Source organism: Tepidibacillus sp. HK-1 (assembly GCF_001748485.2).
GTDB classification, from domain to species: domain Bacteria; phylum Bacillota; class Bacilli; order Tepidibacillales; family Tepidibacillaceae; genus Tepidibacillus_B; species Tepidibacillus_B infernus.
Genome location: NZ_BDGM02000006.1, coordinates 32,740 through 53,244, shown reverse-complemented (window position 1 = coordinate 53,244; position 20,505 = coordinate 32,740). Strand labels below are relative to the sequence as shown.

General features: G+C 35.9%; 18 protein-coding genes and 2 tRNA genes. 15 read left to right on the top strand and 5 right to left on the bottom strand.

Annotation, left to right across the window (positions count from 1 at the left end; genetic code table 11):
* Nucleotides 1-12: 12 nt before the first annotated feature.
* The 11 genes from racE (at nt 13) to yihA (ending at nt 11,625) form a co-directional block, all read left to right on the top strand.
* Nucleotides 13-807 (top strand): glutamate racemase, encoded by a 795-nt coding sequence (gene racE, locus BEN26_RS04395; RefSeq protein WP_069797364.1) that lies wholly within the window; start codon nt 13-15, stop codon nt 805-807.
* A 78-nt stretch (nt 808-885) separates the two neighbouring features.
* Nucleotides 886-1,962, top strand: coding sequence for a GerMN domain-containing protein (locus tag BEN26_RS04390; RefSeq protein ID WP_069797362.1), 1,077 nt, complete (start codon nt 886-888; stop codon nt 1,960-1,962).
* Between the two features lie 274 nt (nt 1,963-2,236).
* A complete protein-coding gene (gene rph, locus BEN26_RS04385; protein ID WP_069797360.1) occupies nt 2,237-3,016 on the top strand; it encodes a ribonuclease PH in 780 nt (259 codons plus the stop codon).
* Complete coding sequence (locus BEN26_RS04380; protein WP_069797511.1) at nt 2,985-3,587, top strand: XTP/dITP diphosphatase; 603 nt, start codon at nt 2,985-2,987, stop codon at nt 3,585-3,587. The genes rph and BEN26_RS04380 overlap by 32 nt, the downstream gene beginning before the upstream one ends.
* A 43-nt stretch (nt 3,588-3,630) precedes the next feature.
* Nucleotides 3,631-3,704: transfer RNA gene (locus tag BEN26_RS04375), tRNA-Gly, on the top strand.
* Nucleotides 3,705-3,727: 23 nt separating this feature from the next.
* Nucleotides 3,728-3,804, top strand: a tRNA-Arg gene (locus BEN26_RS04370).
* Nucleotides 3,805-4,065: 261 nt separating this feature from the next.
* Nucleotides 4,066-5,346, top strand: coding sequence for a trigger factor (tig, locus tag BEN26_RS04365; protein ID WP_069797358.1), 1,281 nt, complete (start codon nt 4,066-4,068; stop codon nt 5,344-5,346).
* Nucleotides 5,347-5,499: 153 nt separating this feature from the next.
* Nucleotides 5,500-6,765: an ATP-dependent protease ATP-binding subunit ClpX gene (clpX, locus tag BEN26_RS04360; protein WP_069797356.1), complete on the top strand. Its 1,266-nt coding sequence runs from the start codon at nt 5,500-5,502 to the stop codon at nt 6,763-6,765.
* Between the two features lie 145 nt (nt 6,766-6,910).
* On the top strand, nt 6,911-8,602 hold the full coding sequence (lonB, locus tag BEN26_RS04355) for an ATP-dependent protease LonB (RefSeq protein ID WP_069797354.1): 1,692 nt from the start codon (nt 6,911-6,913) through the stop codon (nt 8,600-8,602).
* A 90-nt stretch (nt 8,603-8,692) separates the two neighbouring features.
* Nucleotides 8,693-11,020: an endopeptidase La gene (lon, locus tag BEN26_RS04350; protein WP_069797352.1), complete on the top strand. Its 2,328-nt coding sequence runs from the start codon at nt 8,693-8,695 to the stop codon at nt 11,018-11,020.
* Nucleotides 11,017-11,625: a ribosome biogenesis GTP-binding protein YihA/YsxC gene (gene yihA / locus BEN26_RS04345; protein WP_068723011.1), complete on the top strand. Its 609-nt coding sequence runs from the start codon at nt 11,017-11,019 to the stop codon at nt 11,623-11,625. Before lon ends, yihA begins: the two co-directional genes overlap by 4 nt.
* Before the next feature lie 2 nt (nt 11,626-11,627).
* Here yihA and BEN26_RS04340 read toward each other — a convergent pair whose 3' ends face one another.
* The 3 genes from BEN26_RS04340 to BEN26_RS04330 all read right to left on the bottom strand — a co-directional run bounded on the left by BEN26_RS04340 (nt 11,628) and on the right by BEN26_RS04330 (nt 14,233).
* A complete protein-coding gene (locus tag BEN26_RS04340) occupies nt 11,628-12,560 on the bottom strand; it encodes a DMT family transporter (protein ID WP_068723013.1) in 933 nt (310 codons plus the stop codon).
* Nucleotides 12,561-12,651: 91 nt separating this feature from the next.
* On the bottom strand, nt 12,652-13,473 hold the full coding sequence (locus BEN26_RS04335) for an ABC transporter permease (RefSeq protein WP_082732331.1): 822 nt from the start codon (nt 13,471-13,473) through the stop codon (nt 12,652-12,654).
* A complete protein-coding gene (locus BEN26_RS04330) occupies nt 13,463-14,233 on the bottom strand; it encodes an ABC transporter ATP-binding protein (protein WP_069797350.1) in 771 nt (256 codons plus the stop codon). The genes BEN26_RS04335 and BEN26_RS04330 overlap by 11 nt, the downstream gene beginning before the upstream one ends.
* 162 nt (nt 14,234-14,395) lie before the next feature.
* Between BEN26_RS04330 and BEN26_RS04325 the strand changes: the two genes are divergently transcribed.
* Nucleotides 14,396-16,165, top strand: coding sequence for a M3 family oligoendopeptidase (locus tag BEN26_RS04325; protein WP_069797348.1), 1,770 nt, complete (start codon nt 14,396-14,398; stop codon nt 16,163-16,165).
* Nucleotides 16,166-16,200: 35 nt separating this feature from the next.
* On the opposite strand, the gene BEN26_RS04320 is transcribed toward BEN26_RS04325, so the two are convergent.
* Complete coding sequence (locus BEN26_RS04320) at nt 16,201-16,512, bottom strand: winged helix-turn-helix transcriptional regulator (RefSeq protein WP_068723017.1); 312 nt, start codon at nt 16,510-16,512, stop codon at nt 16,201-16,203.
* Between the two features lie 132 nt (nt 16,513-16,644).
* Between BEN26_RS04320 and BEN26_RS04315 the strand changes: the two genes are divergently transcribed.
* Nucleotides 16,645-17,040 carry a DoxX family protein gene (locus tag BEN26_RS04315; protein ID WP_069797346.1) on the top strand — a complete coding sequence of 132 codons (396 nt, stop codon included), beginning with the start codon at nt 16,645-16,647 and terminating at the stop codon, nt 17,038-17,040.
* Nucleotides 17,041-17,196: 156 nt separating this feature from the next.
* Here the strand turns inward: BEN26_RS04315 and BEN26_RS04310 are convergent, their stop codons facing one another.
* Nucleotides 17,197-18,207 (bottom strand): ABC transporter substrate-binding protein, encoded by a 1,011-nt coding sequence (locus tag BEN26_RS04310; protein WP_084818681.1) that lies wholly within the window; start codon nt 18,205-18,207, stop codon nt 17,197-17,199.
* Between the two features lie 154 nt (nt 18,208-18,361).
* On the opposite strand from BEN26_RS04310, the gene hemA reads away from it, so the two are divergent.
* Together hemA and ccsA are read left to right on the top strand one after the other, a co-directional pair.
* The gene (gene hemA, locus BEN26_RS04305) at nt 18,362-19,693 is read left to right on the top strand and encodes a glutamyl-tRNA reductase (RefSeq protein WP_069797344.1); all 1,332 of its coding nucleotides are present in this window, start codon (nt 18,362-18,364) and stop codon (nt 19,691-19,693) included.
* Between the two features lie 2 nt (nt 19,694-19,695).
* Nucleotides 19,696-20,505, top strand: coding sequence for a cytochrome c biogenesis protein CcsA (gene ccsA / locus BEN26_RS04300; RefSeq protein ID WP_069797342.1), 810 nt, complete (start codon nt 19,696-19,698; stop codon nt 20,503-20,505).

Genomic DNA, 20,505 nt, shown 5'->3' with positions numbered 1-20,505 from the left:
GAACCGAAGATAATGGAAGAACAACCAATAGGGATATTAGATTCTGGAGTAGGGGGGTTAACGGTAGTTAAAGAGATCTTTAGACAACTACCAAAAGAGAAAGTCATTTACTTTGGAGACACAGCAAGGTGTCCATATGGTTCTAGACCTGCTGAGGAAGTAAAAGAATTTACCTTAGAAATTGTCAATTTTTTAGTGAAGCAAAAAGTGAAAATGATTGTAATTGCTTGTAATACGGCTACAGCTGCTGCTTTAGATACAGTGAAAGAGAAAGTGAATATTCCGGTTGTTGGCGTCATAGGACCTGGTAGCTTAGCTGCGATTAAACACACAAAAACAGGTAAAATCGGTGTGATTGGCACAGAGGGAACGATTTTTAGTGGGGCATACGAACAAACATTAAAAAAGATTAATCCTAAACTATCTATTGTTAGTCAAGCATGCCCTTCTTTGGTTCCACTCGTAGAAAGTGGTATTCAAGAAAAAGAGGAAATCAAAAAAATTGTAAATGAAGCATTAAAACCTATAGCCAAAAAAGAAATAGATTCATTGATTTTAGGCTGTACCCATTACCCGATTCTTAGTGAGTACATCCAAGAGGTGGTAGGAAGTCATGTAAAGCTGTTAAGTTCGGCTGAAGAAACAGCGAGAGAAGTAAGTACGATTCTTCATTACCAAAACATTGCTGCTCATCATTTAAATTCATCTGCTCATCGTTTTTATACAACTGGAGATCCAATACATTTCAAACAAATTGCAGAACAATGGTTAGGCCAAAAAATAGAAGTAGAGTCGGTTAATTTGTAATTTTTTTGGACAATGTTGGTCTATTTCTCCTCAGGGCTCGTATAAATAATTATAGATATTGCCTTGAGGAGGGAAAAGATGATGATAGGAAACGGTATGAAATGGATCATCATGTTCAGTATGGTGGCTATCCTTTTAACAGGATGTGGATTATATGGACCAGAAGAAAAAACAGAGATTGATCCACCACCAGCAACCTTAGAAAGTCAAGATACGACAGGTAGTACACTTGAGGTAACGAATGTAAATCCAGATCAAACATCTTCAAGTGCTGAAAACGACCAAGATATGAAGACAGTGAAATTTACGATTTATTTTTTAGATGAAAAAGGGGATGTCGTGCCCTTAACCATGGATATTCCTAAAGTTGTTGGAATTGGTCAAGAAGTATTAAATTATATGATCGTAGATGGACCAGCAGCTGCAATGTTACCAGCTGGATTTAAACCAGTCATTCCTGCAGGAACAAAACTATCCATGAAAGTAGTAGCTGATCAAAAATTGGCAAAAGTAGACTTTTCAAGAGAATTTTTAAATTATGAAGCAGAAAGTGCAGCCGATGAGAAGAAGATTTTAGATGCGATTACATGGACATTAACTGAATTTCCAACAGTTGAACAAGTGGAAATTACTGTAAATGGTTATCCTTTAACAGAGATGCCAAAGTGGAAAACTCCAATATTAGGGCCTTTAAGTCGATTAGATGGAATTAATCTTGAATTAGCAAACAACATTCAAATGGGTCATACGACACCTGTGACAATCTATTTTCAAAGAACAACAGCTGATCATGAATATTTAGTTCCCGTGACAAGATTGATCCCGGCAACTGAAGATATTGCAAAAGCAACGATTGAACAATTAATTCTTGGTCCAAAGTCAGGAACTGATCTAACCAGTTCCTTGCTTCCATCGACCAAAGTATTAGATGTAAAAGTAAGTAACAATCTTGTCGTTGCCGATTTTAGCGATGATTTATTAGGCTTTAATCAAGAATTATCTCAAAAAGTGATAGATATGATCGTATGGTCACTTACTGAGAATACTCCAGCCAAATCAGTGCAAATTAAAGTTCAAGGAAAAACCGAAACCTTAAAAGAGAATCAATCGAAGCCAATTGTAAGACCAATTGCAATCAATGCAAGTTTATTGTAATAAAACCCACAATAAAAATGTTGAGAAATAAGTTAAAGGGGGGTTGGTTGATAAACTCCCCTTTATTACCGTATTGGAAAGTTTAATTTTATTAAAGTAATAAAGTAAAGTTAAACTCGAACAATCGGCATCAAAAACTTCCTCTAAAGAAGGAGTTGACTACCTCTTCGAGAAAACTTTGATAGAGGTTTTTGTTAATGGTAAAACTCTTGCAAAGATCAAACGATATTGGTCATAATATGTAATGGAAGAACAAAAATTGGAGGATTTGATGATGAGACCAGATGAGAGAAAGAATAATGAATTAAGAAAAGTAAAGATCACAAGAAATTACATAAAACATGCAGAAGGTTCAGTATTAATTGAAGTCGGAGATACAAAAGTCATCTGTACTGCGACGGTTGAAGAACGCGTTCCACCTTTTATGCGTGGGGAAGGAAAAGGTTGGGTCACCGCTGAATATTCGATGCTTCCAAGAGCTACCCATACAAGAAATCAAAGAGAATCGATAAAGGGTAAAGTAAGTGGAAGAACAATGGAGATTTCAAGGTTAATTGGTAGGGCATTACGATCAGTCATTAATTTTGAAGCCTTAGGTGAGAGAACAATTCTAATTGATTGTGACGTCATTCAGGCAGATGGTGGAACTAGAACAGCTTCCATTACTGGTGCTTTTGTTGCTATGGTCGATGCATGTCATCATATAATAACAAACGGTAAATTAGCAAGCATGCCCATTCAGACCTTTATTGCTGCAACAAGTGTTGGAATTATTGACGGTGAACCTCGTTTAGATTTAATGTATGAAGAGGATTCACAAGCAAAAGTAGATATGAATATTGTGATGACAGGTGAAGGTAAATATATTGAAATACAAGGAACTGGTGAGGAATCTCCATTTACAGAAGAAGAACTAGGACAATTATTATCTTTAGGGAAACAGGGAATTTTGCAATTAATTGAGTACCAAAAAGAAGCTCTAGCAGAGGTTGCAAATTTAGTAGGAGTGAAATCGGTTGAAGATCAAGGAAGTAGTAATAGCCTCAACAAATAAAGGTAAAATTAAAGAATTTCAAGAGATGTTTCAGTCATTTGGAATCCGTGTTCAATCTTTAGAAGAATTTGGTGAGATTCCAGATATTGAAGAAGATGGAGAAAGCTTTGAGGAAAATGCGAAGAAAAAAGCAGAAACCATAAGTGATCAACTACAGTTACCAACAATTGCTGATGATTCAGGCTTAATGGTTGATGCCTTAGGTGGGAAACCGGGTATCTATTCCGCTCGTTTTGCTGGAGAAGAAAAGAATGATCAAAAAAATATACATAAATTATTAAATATGATGACTAGCATTGATATGGAAAAGAGAACTGCACAGTTTGTCAGTGTAATTGCTTTTGCCATTCCAGGAGAAGAAACTATCATTGTAAGAGGAACGTGTAAGGGTATGATTGGTTATGAACCAAAGGGAGAACATGGTTTTGGTTATGATCCGATCTTTTATCTACCACAATATAAAATGACTATGGCAGAAATCGATCCGACACTAAAAAACAAGATTAGTCATCGTGCTCATGCAATAAGAAAACTAAAAAATAAAATAGAGTATGTTGACCTTAAATCCTAAAATTGCTATAATAACATTTGTCATTTAGAGATATTTTATTTAGGCGGATGTAGTTCAATGGTAGAACACCGGCTTCCCAAGCCGATAACGCGGGTTCGATTCCCGTCATCCGCTCCATCATCTTGTTTGTATTAAGACAAGTCTCAGTAGCTCAGCAGGATAGAGCAACGGCCTTCTAAGCCGTGTGTCGGGGGTTCGAATCCCTCCTGGGACGCCAGCTTTATATTGTACATAACTGTTTTCTATATTTATCCCACAAAAGTAATCGGAGCAGCTTCTAAAGAAGTTGTTACTTTTGTGGGTTTTCTTATGATGATAAAACCTTCAACTTAGATGGTTTATTCAGTTATTGAAAAGAAACAGGTTTATGTTATAATGTAATGGTTATACTGTCATGTAGATCGAATTTGACCTAATAGAAGTAAACCATGTAATGGGTTTAAATAGGTGGAAGAGTTTTAGGAGGGGAATTTATAAGATGAAAGCAAGTGTCGAAAAAAAAGAGAAGAATCAAGTGGTTCTTCAGGTAGAAGTAGAGGTTGAAAAAGTAACAAAGGCCTTAGACCAAGCATTTAAAAAGGTAGTTAAACAAGTAAATGTACCTGGATTTCGTAAAGGAAAAGTACCACGTAATATCTTCGAAAAACGTTTTGGAGTAGAAGTGCTTTACAATGATGCATTGGATATTTTGTTACCTGAAGCTTATTCCCAAGCAATTGAAGAAACCAAAATCGAACCAGTGGATCGTCCAGAAATTGATGTAGAACAAATTAAACAAGGTCAACCTTTTATCTTTAAGGCAACAGTTACAGTTAAACCTGAAGTTCAATTGGGCGAATATAAAGGGTTAGAAATCTTAGCTAAAGATTTCTCTGTAAAAGAAGAAGATATTGAAGACGAATTAAAACAATTGCAAAATCGTCATGCTGAATTAATTGTAGTAGAAGAAGGCTCTGTTGAAAATGGAGATATTGCAGTGATCGATTTTGAAGGTTTTGTAGATGGTGTTGCTTTCCCAGGTGGCAAAGGGAATAATTATTCATTAGAGATTGGATCTGGGACGTTTATTCCAGGGTTTGAGGACCAAATCATCGGTATGAAAAAAGGTGACGAAAAAGACGTTGTCGTTACTTTCCCAGAAAACTATCATAGTGAAGATTTAGCTGGTAAAGAAGCAATATTTAAAGTCGTACTCCATGATATTAAACGAAAACAATTACCAGAATTAAATGATGATTTTGCAAAAGATGTGGATTTTGAAACATTAGATGAATTAAAAGCGGATATTAAGAAAAAATTAGAAGAGAAAGCCGCACATGAGGAAGAACACTATCGTAAAGATACTGTAGTAGAAAAAGCAGCGGAAAATGCGACTGTAGATATTCCTGAAGTGATGGTTAACAACGAAGTAGATCGAATGATTAAGGATTTTGAACAACAGCTTGCTTATCAAGGCATGAATTTAGATCTTTACTATCAATTCTCTGGGACAGATGAAAATGGATTAAAAGAACAGTTCAAAAAAGACGCAGAAAATCATGTTAAAACCAATTTAGTATTAGATGCGATTGCAAAAGCAGAGAATATTGAAGTATCGGATGAAGAACTAGAGCATGAATTACAACATTTAGCAGAACAATACCAACGTGATGTAGAAGAAATTCGTCAAATCTTCTCCGCACGTGATGGTTTGGAAGGCTTAAAAGCAGATCTGCAAATTCGCAAAACCATTGATTTTTTATTAGAGCAAAGTAAGTAAAAGAGTTGACAAAAAATAAAAAAGGCACGGAGTTCCGTGCCTTGTTTTTAACATTCATGACACAATTTATGATACAATAGGTAAAAAAGTGCATAGAACTTTGATGGTAGCAAGATCCTCACTTTATACCTTAGTTAGGGGTGAATTTTTAGAATGTTTAAATTTAGCGATGAAAAGGGAACACTAAAATGTTCTTTTTGTGGTAAGTCCCAGGAACAAGTTCGCAAACTTGTTGCAGGACCTGGCGTATATATTTGTGATGAGTGTATTGAACTATGTAATGAGATTATTGAAGAAGAAATTGGCCATGAAGAGGAAGTAAACCTTCAAGATGTACCAAAACCACAAGAAATTAGGGAAATATTGGATCAGTATGTGATTGGTCAGGAATCTGCGAAGAAAACGCTTTCTGTTGCCGTATATAATCATTATAAAAGAATTAACATCACCAATAAATTTGATGATGTTGAATTACAGAAAAGCAATATCTTATTGTTAGGACCTACAGGCAGTGGAAAAACTTTATTAGCACAAACATTGGCTAAAATTCTAAATGTTCCTTTTGCGATTGCTGATGCCACTTCACTAACAGAAGCTGGTTATGTTGGGGAAGATGTAGAGAACATTCTACTTAAATTGATTCAAGCGGCTGATTATGATATAGAACGTGCTGAGCGGGGAATTATTTATATTGATGAAATCGACAAAATTGCTAGAAAATCTGAGAACCCATCGATTACCCGCGATGTTTCTGGAGAAGGAGTTCAACAAGCACTTCTTAAAATCTTGGAAGGAACCACTGCCAGTGTACCACCACAAGGAGGTCGTAAACACCCCCATCAAGAGTTTATTCAAATTGATACGACCAATATTTTATTCATAGTAGGTGGAGCATTTGATGGTATTGAAAATATCATAAAACGTCGTATTGGTAAAAAAGTGATTGGGTTTGGCTCAACTGCTGGAACAGAACCCACAAAAGGAGAAATTCTTTCTAAGGTATTACCTGAAGACCTTTTGAAATTTGGTTTGATCCCAGAGTTTGTTGGTCGTATTCCCGTGATTTCTACCTTGGATCAGTTGGATGAAGAGGCGCTTATTCAAATTCTAACAACACCTAAAAACGCATTAGTGAAACAATATCAAAAGATACTTGAGATGGATAATGTAAAATTGGAGTTTGAACAAGATGCATTGGTTGCAATTGCTAAGGAAGCAATGAAACGAAATACCGGTGCAAGGGGACTTCGTTCCATCATAGAAGGAGTTCTACTAAATGTAATGTATGAATTACCTTCTAGAAATGATGTATCTAAATGTGTCATTACCGAAGATTGCATCGTAAAAAAACTACCACCTACGCTTTATAATCATGAAGGAGAAATCCTTCCTGTGACCCGCAAAGAGGAAAGTGCATAAGATCAATGAATAAACAGTAATCACATTTTAGAAATGGCTGAAACATGCCATTTCTTTTTTACTCTTTGTGATTACCATTTCCCTCCTAAGGCAATACTATATGTTAGTTTCTAAACACTAAAAGGAAAACCTTGGGGGGATATCAATGAATTTTACAGCGATAATTATAAGTATACAAGTGTTTTTTGGGATCATCATAGGTCTCTATTTTTGGAATTTGCTAAGGAACCAACATCAAAATCGAACAGCAGTCGATCGAGAATCAAAGAAAGAATTAGAAAAGTTGCAGAAACTAAGACAAATTTCCTTAACCGAACCATTGGCAGAGAAAACAAGACCGAGTACGTTTCAAGAAATCATTGGACAACAAGAAGGATTAAAGGCTTTACGAGCAGCTCTTTGCAGTCCCAATCCTCAACATGTGATCATTTATGGACCACCAGGAATAGGTAAAACTGCAGCCGCTCGATTAGTCTTAAATGAAGCAAGGCAACTTCCTTATTCACCATTTAATATGGATTCAAAGTTTGTTGAAATCGATGCAACAACTGCTAGATTTGACGAACGTGGGATTGCAGATCCATTGATAGGATCTGTTCATGATCCTATTTATCAAGGAGCAGGGGCGATGGGAGCAGCAGGAATTCCTCAACCCAAACCTGGAGCAGCAACAAAAGCCCATGGTGGCATCTTATTTATTGATGAAATTGGTGAATTACATCCGATTCAAATCAATAAATTATTAAAAGTATTGGAAGACAGAAAAGTGATCCTAGAAAGTGCTTATTATAATTCGGAAGATCCGAATATACCAAAGCATATCCATGATATCTTTCAAAATGGTCTTCCAGCAGACTTTCGCTTGGTTGGTGCAACCACTAGACAACCCCATGAGATACCTCCAGCGATTCGATCAAGATGTGTAGAAATCTTTTTTAAACCATTAACTTCTAATGATATAGCGATCATTATTAAAAACGCTTTAGATAAAATTGAACTACAGTATGAACAAGATGTGATTGAAATTGGTAAAAAGTATGCAAATAATGGCCGTGAGGCTGTTAATTTGGTTCAAATTGCTGCAGGAATTGCGCTATCAGAGCACCGAAAAATGATTTTAGCTAAAGATTTTGAATGGGTTATTCAAAGTAGTCAATTATCGCCAAGACCTGATCACCAAATTTCTGGGAAAGCAGAAATTGGTGTAGTGAATGGTTTAGCTGTCTATGGGCCAAATATGGGAACCTTATTAGAAATTGAAGTCACTGCTAAAAAAGCTAGCCTTGGGCAAGGAAAGGTGAAAATCACTGGAGTGGTAGAAGAAGAACAGATAGGTGGTTCCCAAAAAACTATCAGAAGGAAGAGTATGGCTTTAGGCTCCTTAGAAAATGTGTTAACCGTTCTAAACCTAAAGACAGACATCAATCCTTATGATTACGATATTCATATCAATTTCCCAGGAGGAACTCCAATCGACGGACCTTCTGCAGGGATCACGATGGCCACGGCGATCTATTCTGCGGTCAAAAAGATTCCGATCGACTCAAGACTGGCGATGACTGGGGAAGTAAGTATTCATGGAAAAGTAAAACCGATTGGTGGTGTGATTGCTAAGGTTGAGGCAGCAAGACAAGCAGGAGTAAAAAGAATATTGATTCCAAAAGAAAATTGGCAGCACATTTTCAAAGAATTTCAAGGTATCGAAGTAATAAAAGTAGAGACGATTGAAGAAGTCTTAGATTGGGCTTTAACAAAAGTCGAAGAAGAGTCTTATGCAATGACTGCCGAAGTTTTTTCAGCATCTCCTACCACATTAAATTTTAAAGCTATGAATTAGACAAATAGATAAATATAGGTTAAAATTTCATTTGAATGTACATAGATATTGCTTTTTTGTTCTGTATTTTTGGCATGGAGGTGCTAAAGAATGGGTTCAAGTGATAAAAAAGAAAAAACCCTTCCTCTTTTACCATTAAGAGGCCTACTTGTTTATCCAAGTATGGTATTGCATTTAGATGTTGGCAGGGAAAAATCGGTTAAGGCATTAGATCAAGCAATGATGAAAGATGATTCCCTTATTCTATTAGCGACTCAAGAAAAAGTTCAAATAGAAGAACCTTCCATTCAAGATATTTATAAAATCGGAACCGTTTCAAAGGTTCGACAAATGTTAAAATTACCGAATGGTACGATTCGCGTCTTGGTTGAGGGACTTTATCGGGCGAGAATTGTAGAATACGTTAAGGAAGATTCCTATTTTGAAGTAGTTTATCGGGTGCTAGAAGAGCAGGATGAGGCGGATGCGATTGTCGAAGCATTAATGAGATCTGCCCTAGAGCAATTTGAACAATATGTGAATGTATCGAAAAAAATCTCACCAGAAACATTAGCCTCTATCGTTGATATTGATGAGCCTGGGCGTCTCACTGATGTCATTGCTTCTCATCTACCATTAAAGATTAAAGATAAACAAGATATTTTAGAGTTGGTGTCTGTAAAAGAACGTTTAGAAAAAATCTTAGAAATTCTAAATAATGAAAGAGAAGTTCTAGAACTAGAGAAGAAAATTAGCCAGCGAGTTAAAAAACAGATGGAAAAAACGCAAAAGGAATATTATTTGCGTGAACAAATGAAAGCTATTCAGAAGGAACTCGGGGATAAGGAAGGGCGAGCAGGTGAAGTAGAAGAGCTTCGTAATAAGTTAAATCAGCTTGAAGCTCCAGACTATGTACTTGAGAAAATCACCAAGGAAATTGATCGTCTTGAGAAAATACCTACTGCTTCTGCAGAAGGAACAGTGATTCGAACCTATATTGATTGGTTATTTGATATACCCTGGACACAAAGTACTGAAGATGATCTCGATATTAAAAAAGCTCAGGAAATCCTTGATACAGATCATTATGGTTTAGAAAAGGCCAAGGAACGTGTGCTTGAGTATTTGGCTGTTCAAAAACTTACCAAAAAATTAAAAGGGCCTATCCTTTGTTTGGTTGGGCCTCCAGGGGTAGGTAAAACCTCACTAGCGAAGTCGATAGCCAAATCTTTAGGAAGAAAATTTGTTCGAATTTCTCTTGGCGGGGTACGTGATGAATCAGAAATTAGAGGTCATCGAAGAACCTATGTTGGAGCAATGCCAGGTCGAATCATCCAAGGGATGAAAACGGCAGGAACCATCAATCCGGTCTTTATCTTAGATGAAATTGATAAGATGGCTTCAGACTTTAGAGGTGACCCTGCATCTGCTTTATTAGAAGTGTTAGACCCAGAACAGAATAATACCTTTAGTGACCACTATATTGAGATTCCATATGATTTATCAAAGGTTATGTTTATTACAACAGCCAATACAGTACATACTATTCCAAGGCCTTTATTAGATCGAATGGAAGTCTTAGAAATTTCAGGTTATACAGAATTAGAAAAACTACAAATCGCCAAAAAATACTTGCTTCCAAAACAAATGGAAGAACATGGATTATCGAAAGATAAGCTTCAAGTACATGAGGATGCAATTATCGAAGTAATCCGTCGTTACACAAGGGAAGCAGGGGTAAGAAATCTAGAAAGACAGATGGCGACATTAAGTAGAAAAGCGGCGAAAATCATCGTCATAGGGGAAAAGAAAAAAGTGGTAGTTACCGCCAAAAATGTAAATCAATTTTTAGGCAAATCTAGATTTCGTTATGGAATGGCTGAAACAGAGGATCAAATTGGTGCTGTAACAGGATTAGCGTGGACAGCTGTTGGCGGTGATACGTTAACCATAGAAGTATCTGTTTTTCCTGGCAAAGGAAGACTAACCCTAACAGGGCAATTAGGCGATGTGATGAAAGAATCTGCTCAAGCAGCATTTAGCTATATACGTTCAAAGGCAAATGACTTAAAAATTGACCCAGAATTTTTGGAGAAAAATGATATCCATATCCATGTTCCTGAAGGTGCAATACCAAAAGATGGCCCTTCAGCGGGAATTACGATGGCTACTGCTTTAGTTTCCGCATTAACAGGTATTCCAGTTTCTAAACACGTAGGAATGACTGGAGAGATTACCTTAAGGGGGAGAGTATTACCTATTGGTGGCCTTAAGGAAAAATCTTTGGCTGCTCATCGAGCCGGTCTAACAACGATTATCATTCCTAAAGATAATGAAAAAGATCTAGAGGATATTCCTGATAGTGTGAAGAAGGATCTAACTTTTATCCCTGTAGAACATCTGGATCAAGTGTTGGAAAAGGCGTTGGTGGAACAATGAAAGTAACGGAAGCAGAAATTGTCATAAGTGCAGTAAAACCTAGCCAGTATCCAAAGGAAGCCCTACCAGAAATTGCTCTGGCAGGGCGTTCCAATGTAGGAAAGTCATCTCTTATTAATAAAATGATCCAACGTAAAGGATTGGCAAGAACCAGTTCAAAACCTGGCAAAACTCAAACCTTAAATTTTTATCGTATAAATCAACAATTTTATTTTGTCGATTTACCGGGATATGGCTTTGCAAAAGTTTCTAAGCAGCAAAGGGCTGCTTGGGGAAAAATGATCGAAGAATATCTAACCAAACGTGAGGAATTAAAAATTGTTTTGCTAATAACAGATCTACGCCATCCGCCCACAAAGGATGATCAAATGATGTATGAATGGCTAAAGCACTTTAGAATTCCTGTTCTTGTCATTGGAACCAAAGCAGATAAAATTCCCAAAGGAAAATGGGAAAAACATCGTAAAATTGCCATAGAAATCTTACAATTGGCTCCTGAAGATAAAATCGTGTTGTTTTCATCAGAAACAGGATATGGAAAAGATCAATTATGGAATGAAATCATCCCTTATATCACAAATAAAGAGGAAAATGACCTGGAATAAAATTATACCAGGTCATTTCTTTTGCTTTTAAATCGAATTTTGTTTGCAAATGCTTCTGGTGGAATCTCTGCTAAGATCATTCCAAGGATAATAAACAATCCACCGATGATAGCAAAAGAGGTTAATCTTTCATTTTGAATCAAATAAGATGTTAAAGCGGCAAAGACAGGTTCCATAGAAAAGATTATGGCAACACGAGTTGATGTTGTATAGGTTTGTAGCATCGTTTGAGCGACAAAAGCAAAAGTAGTTGCAAAAACTGCAGTAATAAATAATGCGAATAATACTTCTTTTTGTAGGATAACACCTAAAATGACTTGATGAGTAAAGTCCTCAAACAAAAATGCAAAGATTAAACTTAAGATAGCAACAACACTAATTTGAATCCAAGCCAAGGGTAAAGTTGGATAATTCGGAGCGTATTTTCCAGTAAATACGATTTGTAAAGCAAAGAAAATCGCACACATAAAGATCAAGAAATCCCCAAATTGGATACTTGATGTTTCGACCATCGTCAAAAGATAAAGTCCAACAGCTGCAAGAATACTCCCTAAAATCGTTGGCCATTTTGGAAGAACCTTTAACAACAGAATTGAGAAAATGGGAACCAGAACAACGTTTAAACCGGTGATAAACCCTGCTTTTGATGCAGAGGTGTACAATAAGCCAACCGTTTGAAATGCGTATCCTCCAAATAAAAAAACTCCCAACAAGGTTCCTGCGATCCATCCTCTTTTGCCAAGGGATGTGAAACTATTTCGATCAATCATGAGAATGATAGGAAACAAAATTAATGAAGCAAGAGCAAAACGGATACCATTAAAACTATGTGGTAATAAAATAGAGATCGCGTTTTGAACCATAACAAAAGTGGTTCCCCAAATGAGAGCCACTATTAGCAGAATAGAATCTGCTAGAAAACGTTTATTTTTCACTATCTACCACTCCCACCTCTAAAATGTTAGTTATAGTTTGCTAGGCTTATTTAGTATATCATGTGGGACACCTATCTTTCCAATGATAAACTTATTCATGAATCGATAGAATTTTTTTCTCAAGAAGAGATACAGCTTGATACATAACGGTTGCTGCAATGCTAATGACAAATAAACTCATCATAACCAATGTTAAATTAAAAACTTGGAAACCATAGATAATCAAATAGCCGAGTCCTGCTTTAGAAACTAAAAATTCCCCTACAATGACCCCTACCCAAGACAAACCAACATTCACTTTTAATGTGGAGATGATCGTAGGAAAAGAAGCAGGCAAAATAATTTTGAAAAAGATTTGATACTTTTTCGCTCCAAATGTTTGGGCTAGTTTTAGATAATTAGGATCCACTTCCTTGAAACTTGTATACACGACGATCGTTGTAATGATAATGGAAATAGCTAAAGCCATCACAATAATTGAGACATATCCAGCTCCAAAGGCAACAATAAAAATAGGACCTAAGGCAACCTTTGGCATCCCATTTAAAATAACTAAATAAGGATCTAACACTTTTGATATAAAAGGTGATACCCAGATGAGGGTGGCAAGAGCAGTACCAAAGACCGTTCCCAAGATAAATCCCACAAAGGTCTCCAATACGGTAATATAGATATGATGCTGTAATTCACCTGCAACCAACATTTGTACAAATAATCCCCAGATTTTACTGGGTTTACTAAATAAAAATTCATCAACCCATTGAAGATTTACGGTTAATTCCCACATACCAAGAAAAATGATAACAATGATCAGTTGGGTAATTCGGACATAGATGTGGTTTAACCGCAGTTTGGCTAAGTAGGCACCGTGTTCAATAGATTTTGCACCTTTTGTAAAAAACTTATTCATCATTATCCATTTCCCCCCATATCATATGAAAATAAGTTTGAAATTCAGATTTTTCTCTTGTTATAAAAGGAAGAGGATCACGCAATCCATCGGGGATTGGAATGATTTTTTTCACGTGCCCAGGATTTTTTCCTAAAATGACGACTCGGTCTGACATGGCAATGGCTTCACCAAGGTCATGGGTAACTAGAATTGTGGTTTTTTGATGCTTACGAATCGTTTCTACTACTAGGTCTTCTAACTTTAATTTGGTTTGGTAGTCTAATGCAGAAAACGGTTCATCTAATAACAAAATATCTGGGTTTGTCGCTAATGTCCGAACCAAAGCAACCCGCTGTCTCATTCCGCCTGATAATTGGTTTGGATGTGCTTTAGCATAAGAAGATAGCCCCATTTCATCTAACAGGTATAGAGCATGTTTTTTTGTTATTTCATTTAATCTTCCTTGTATCTCTAAACCTAGGAGGATATTCTCTTCAATCGTACGCCATTTTAGTAAATAGTCTTGTTGTAGCATATATCCAATTTTTTGTGAAGGACCAGTTACTTCTTGACCATTAATGATAATTTTCCCTTCAGATGGTGGAAATAGGCCTGATATCATCGACAAAATTGTACTTTTACCACATCCGCTTGGTCCAACCAGACTAATAAATTCACCTTTTTTTATCGATAAATCAATATCCTTGACCGCTAGAATTTCATCTGTTTGTGTATGATAGTTCTTACTTATGCGTTCCAAAATAATGGAGATTTCACTCATCGTCATCCCTCCTTCCATATTCTATTCACTAGGCAGAAGTTGGGTTCATCTTTAGATATAAGGAAAAATGAACTTTCCAAGAAGGGTTTTTCAATAGGATTGAGAATTATATAAAAATTTGGAAATAATCTTAAGGTGTAATCAAAAAAGGAGGATGAATCTATGAAAATGAGATGGAGTCTAGATGCTTTATATCCATCATTTGATTCAGATGCATTTAAACAAGATCTGACAAAATGCACAGAAGGGATTCGCCAGATTAAAAAATGGACAAAAATCAATTTATCAAATCAAGAAGAACCCGTGAAAAAGCTTGAAAAATACATTACAACTCAAAATGATTTTTTACATTTATATAGCCGTTTACAAAGTTTTGCGCAACTAACGCTTAGTGTTGAGGCTAAAAATGAGAAGGCTTTAAAGACTCTGGAGAAGTTAGAAACGATGAGTACAGAATTGGCAGAACCTACTGTTCAATTTCAGAAATGGTTAGGTTCTCTTAACAATCTAGATCAGCTGATTTCATCTTCAGAAATTTTAAAAGAACACCGATTTTATCTTTTAGAGCAAGCGAATAAAAATCAATATCTCCTTAGTGAGCAAGAAGAAGTCATTCTTGCCAAAATGAAAAATACAGGTTCAAAAGCATGGGCAAAATTACAAGAGTTATTAACCTCTACCTTATTAGTAGAGATCACTGTAAATGACGAGGAAAAACAACTACCGTTACCTGTTGTTCGAAATATGGCCTACGATAGTGATCCTCAAGTTAGAAAGATGGCTTATGAGGCAGAATTAAAATCTTACAAAAAAATTGAAGAATCTTCTGCTGCTTCTTTAAATGGAATCAAAGGAGAATTTATAACCATTAGTGAAAAAAGAGGGTATCAATCCCCCTTGGAAAAAACCTTATTAGATTCAAGAATGGATCAAGAAATCTTAGATGCTATGTTAACAGCGATGAGAGAAAGCTTACCTTCTTTTCATAAATTTTTCCGTAAAAAAGCAGAATTATTAGGCTATAAAAACGGATTACCCTTTTATGAATTGTTTGCTCCAATGGGTGAAGTAGATATGAAATATACGTATGATGAGGCAAGAGAGTTTATTGTAAAGAATTTCAGAACTTTTAGCGATAAACTTGCAAATTTTGCTGATCGTGCCTTTGCAGAACATTGGATTGATGCAGAACCAAGAGAAGGGAAAAGAGGCGGGGCCTTTTGTTCTAATTTACATGTGATTAAGCAAAGTAGGATCTTGTCTAACTTTACAGGAAGCTTTAGTGATGTAACGACTTTGGCACATGAACTTGGACATGGCTACCATGGATCATGTTTAATGGATCAAACCTTTTTGAATAGCCACTATCCAATGCCAATTGCCGAAACGGCTTCAATTTTTTGTGAAACGATTGTAAAAAATGCTGCTCTTCAAGAGGCGGAACCAGAGGAAGCTTTTGCGATATTAGAGAATGAACTATCTGATGCTGGCCAAGTCATTGTAGATATTTATAGTCGCTTTTTATTTGAGAGTGAAGTCTTTAAGCGTAGAAAAGAAGCCTCTCTATCAGTGAATGAACTAAAAGAAATCATGTTAAATGCCCAAAAAGAAGCTTATGGAGATGGATTAGAACCTGATTTTTTACATCCGTACATGTGGGTTTGTAAGCCTCATTACTATTTCCCAGAGCGCCATTTCTATAATTTCCCTTATGCTTTTGGGATGCTTTTTGCTAAGGGTCTTTATGCAGAATATTTAAAGAGGGGAGCAGATTTTGTTCCTGAGTATGACAAACTTCTTTCTGTTACAGGAAAAATGAACGTAGCAGATATCACAAAAACGATGGGGATTGATGTTCGTTCCCCAGAATTTTGGCGAAATTCCCTTAAATTAGTTGAGCAAGATATTGAGACCTTTATTCATATGAAATAGTCATTTAAAAACGGAGCTACAAATGGCTCCGTTGTCTATTTGATCCAAGTATCAGCCCATTTTTGAACCTCATCCATAACCGATTCTAGAGCTTTTCCTTTTTCGGTCAATTCATATTCAATGCGAACAGGGGTCTCAGGATAAACTTTTCGAACAATGATTCCTGCTTCTTCTAATTGTTTTAAACGATCCACAAGCATCTTATCACTCATATTGGGAATGACTTCGGATATATCTTTAAATCTTTTTGCTCCATGAAGGAGAACACGAATAATTAAACCTGTCCAACGTTTTCCTAAAAGTTCAAAGGCAAATTCGAATTTTGGGCATAAATGTAAATTTTCCATCATCACCATCTCCTTAAAAATAATTTTAACATATATACTTGACAAAAGTAAGTAACTGATCTATCATTACTTACATAAAGTTAGCTGATAACTTTTTTAAATGAATTTTACAAATTAAAGGAGATGAGAAAAATGAATTTAGGTTTACTTATTATTCGTTTAGTGGTTGGACTAACATTTGCAGGTCATGGTTCTCAAAAACTTTTTGGTTGGTTTGGAGGATACGGATTAAAGGGAACTGGAGGTTGGATGGAATCGATTGGTGTGAAACCAGGCGTGTTGATGGCATTTGCTGCAGGTATAAGTGAATTGGTTGGTGGACTCTTATTTACATTTGGTTTATATATTCCCTTTGCAGCTTTACTTATTGTCATTACGATGTTAGTCGCAATCTTTACAGTTCACGGTAAAAATGGTTATTGGGCTACAGCAAACGGTTTTGAATACAATTTTATTTTGATTGCAGTAGCCATTGGCGTTGCATTGATTGGCCCTGGTGCATATACAGTAAGTGCTTTGTTAGGTTAAATGAACTACAAACGAAAAGGCGTATCAAATATCGAAATTTGAACGCCTTTCTTCTATTTATCATTTAGGGGTTTGTATATCCCATAAGCAGCGACTTTCAGGAGTACCCTTTTTACCTTGTTTTTTATTCATAGAAGGGTACGGTAACCTTTATAATTACTGTTCCATCGCTTTCTTCGCAAATTCTGTATTCACAATCGCTTCGTAAGGAATCTTTTCTTTAAGTTCTCCAGCATATTCCATTACTTTTTCTAAATTACGATATTCCTCTTCATCCACAATGGGATCAGTGGCCCAGGAACCTTGGGAACGATAACGGTCTAATACTTTTAACATCACGTCTCGATTAAAGTCTTGGAATTGGGGGGTAATTGCATCGGCGATATCTTCTAAAGAAGCTTCGTTTACCCATTGTTGTGCCATATAGATTGCATTGGCGAATTTCTGCACGATCTCTGGATTTTTATCGATCAAACTTTGTTTTGTAATAAATACGGTATATGGAAGTTTTCCACTTCCATGTCCAAAGGAAGCCACTACATGACCTTTTCCTTCTAATTCAATTTTCGAAGCAATGGGTTCAAAAAGTTGAACAAAATCACCTGTACCAGATACAAAGGCACTTCCTAAATTAGCATAATCTATGTTCTGAATGATCTCATTATCTACTTTAGGCTCAACCCCATTTAAATGCTGTACATATTCACTGACCATTTCAGGCATCCCGCCTTTTCTTTGGCCAAGGAGGGTTTTGCCTTTAAGCATATCCCAAGTGAAATTTTTGATTGGTTCTCTAGAGACTAAGAAGGAACCGTCTGTTTGTGTTAATTGAGCAAAGTTGATCGCAGGATCTTTGGGGTTTTGACTATACACATAAATTGTGGTTTCTGTTCCAACCAAAATCACATCTGCACTTCCACTAACTAGAGCGGTCATTGTCTTATCCCCACCATTGGCATTGGTTAATTCTACATCTAATCCTTGATCTTTAAAAAAACCTTTTTCCATGGCGACATAAAGAGGAGTGTAAAAGATGGAATGCGTAACCTCAAATAACCTAACTTTATGATTTGCATCACTGCTTTTTGTATTGGAACACGCTATAGTAAAGGTTAGGGAAAATAGAACGATGACGATCAAACTGATTTTTAAAATTTTCTTAAACATATGACACCTCCGCATTTGCCTAATTCACTGGTATCATATGATTTAAATAAGAAAATGGTTCAAAAAAAAAGTGATGAAAACATCCTTCAATGGTATAATTAAACATAAGGTTTTGCTATGATGAGAAACTTTTATTGGGGGAGGGGGAAATCATATGTTGGTAATGGTTGTTGGACTCAATTACCGAACTACCCCTGTAGAGATTAGAGAGAAATTTACCTTTACAGAAGAAGATTTAGCTGAAGCTTTAGATAAATTAAAAAAGACAAAAAGTGTATTAGAAGCAGTCATTGTTGGTACATGTAACCGAATGGAGATTTATGCTGTTGTCGATCAAGTTCATACAGGGGAACATTTCATTAAAAAATTTTTAGCCGAATGGTTTGCCATTCCCAAAGAAGAATTCGTTCCTTTTCTTTACGTAAAAAAGGAGGCGGAGGCCACTGAACATTTATTCCGGGTCATTACGGGTTTAGATTCCATGGTATTAGGAGAAACACAAATTTTAGGGCAAATCCGTGAAGCTTTTCTTTTTGCGCAAAAAGCGCAGGGAACAGGAACAATTTTTAATACCTTATTTAAACAGGCGATTACCTTTGGCAAAAAAGTTCATACGGAGACAGGTTTAGGTGAAAGCGCTGTATCCGTGAGTTATGCTGCAGTTGAATTAACCAAAAAAATCTTTTCCCGTTTAGATGACAAAGCGATCCTCATTATTGGAGCAGGTGAAATGAGTGAGTTGACGGCGATTCATTTTCATGCTCAGGGTGTAAAGCAAGTGATGGTTGTCAACCGTACCTATGAACATGCCTCTGCATTGGCAGAACCCTTTCATGGAACAGCCTATACACTGGAACAGTTACCATTGGCGTTAAATAAAGCAGATATCGTAATTAGCTCTACCGGAGCAGATTCATTTATTTTGAATAAAACCGAAGTAGAAAAGATTATCCATGAGCGTAAAAATAGACCAATTTTCATGATCGATATTGCGGTTCCAAGAGATCTTGACCCAGAGATTAACCAATTAGATGGGGTTTACTTATTTGACATTGATGATTTACAGGGTCTTGTTGATGCCAATTTAAAAGAAAGACAAAGAATTGCTACACAAATAGAAGAATGGATCGATGAAGAAGTCTATAAGTTTTACCAATGGATCAATACACTAGGTGTGATTCCATTAATTGCTGCATTAAGAGAAAAAAGCTTCAAAATACAAGAAGAAACGATGAAATCGATTGAAAATAAGTTACCACATTTATCTGAGCGAGAGAAAACGATCATTCGAAAACATACCAAAAGTATTGTCAACCAAATGCTAAAAGACCCGATTATGAGGGTGAAAGAAATGGCTGTTGAATCAAATGCAGAAGAGATGATGAAAGTTTTTTGTAAAATCTTTGATTTAAAGGTAGAAATAGAGAAGGATAAAATGAATGAGGAACCTACTGCAACATATATAACGATAAGAAGTAGGTCATAAGTATGAGTACCGTGATTTTTATTCTCATTCTTCTTTATACGACTAGCTTCTGTTTTTACTTTATGTCAATCATCAAAGGAGTTACTCGTATTTCACCATGGTCTTATCGGTTTATCTTAGCGGGTAATATAATCCAAGTCTTCGTCTTTAGTTTTAAAATGTTATCTGAACAATACTTTCCAATTATTACATTTTTTGATATTTTCTTTTTTTATTCATTACTTCTTATTTTATTGACTGTAATCACTCATTCCTTTTTCGAGTGGGAATGGTTTGAGATGGTGATGACATTGATTGCTATGATAATGCTGATGGGAGCGTTGTTGATTGGAGAAACATCACCCCAATTAAGTGATTCTTTTATCTCTAATTTATTATTTATTCATATTATCTTTTCTATTATCAGTTATGGCGCTTTTTCAATCTCTGCCATCTTTTCTTTGATGTATATTCTACAAGAATATTTAATAAAAAGGAAGATTTGGCATCGGTTTTCAAAAGGACTTCCTAGTTTGGAAAGCTTAGATCGTAATGCTTATCTATCTAATCTAATTGGAGCACCATTATTGCTATTAGGATTGACATTTGGATCGATTTGGGCAGGAGTTCTTTTTGGTTGGAAAATTTTTGTAGATGCAAAAGTATTAACCTCTTTTTTTATTTTATTGATGTATGGTTTATTTATTTTTAATCGGCAAAAAAGAAGATGGATGATGAAACAATTAGCCATCTGGAATTTGATGAGCTTTGTGATGCTGATCATCAATTTTACAATCTCCAACCTCTTTGTTTCTTTTCACCGTTGGTTTTAG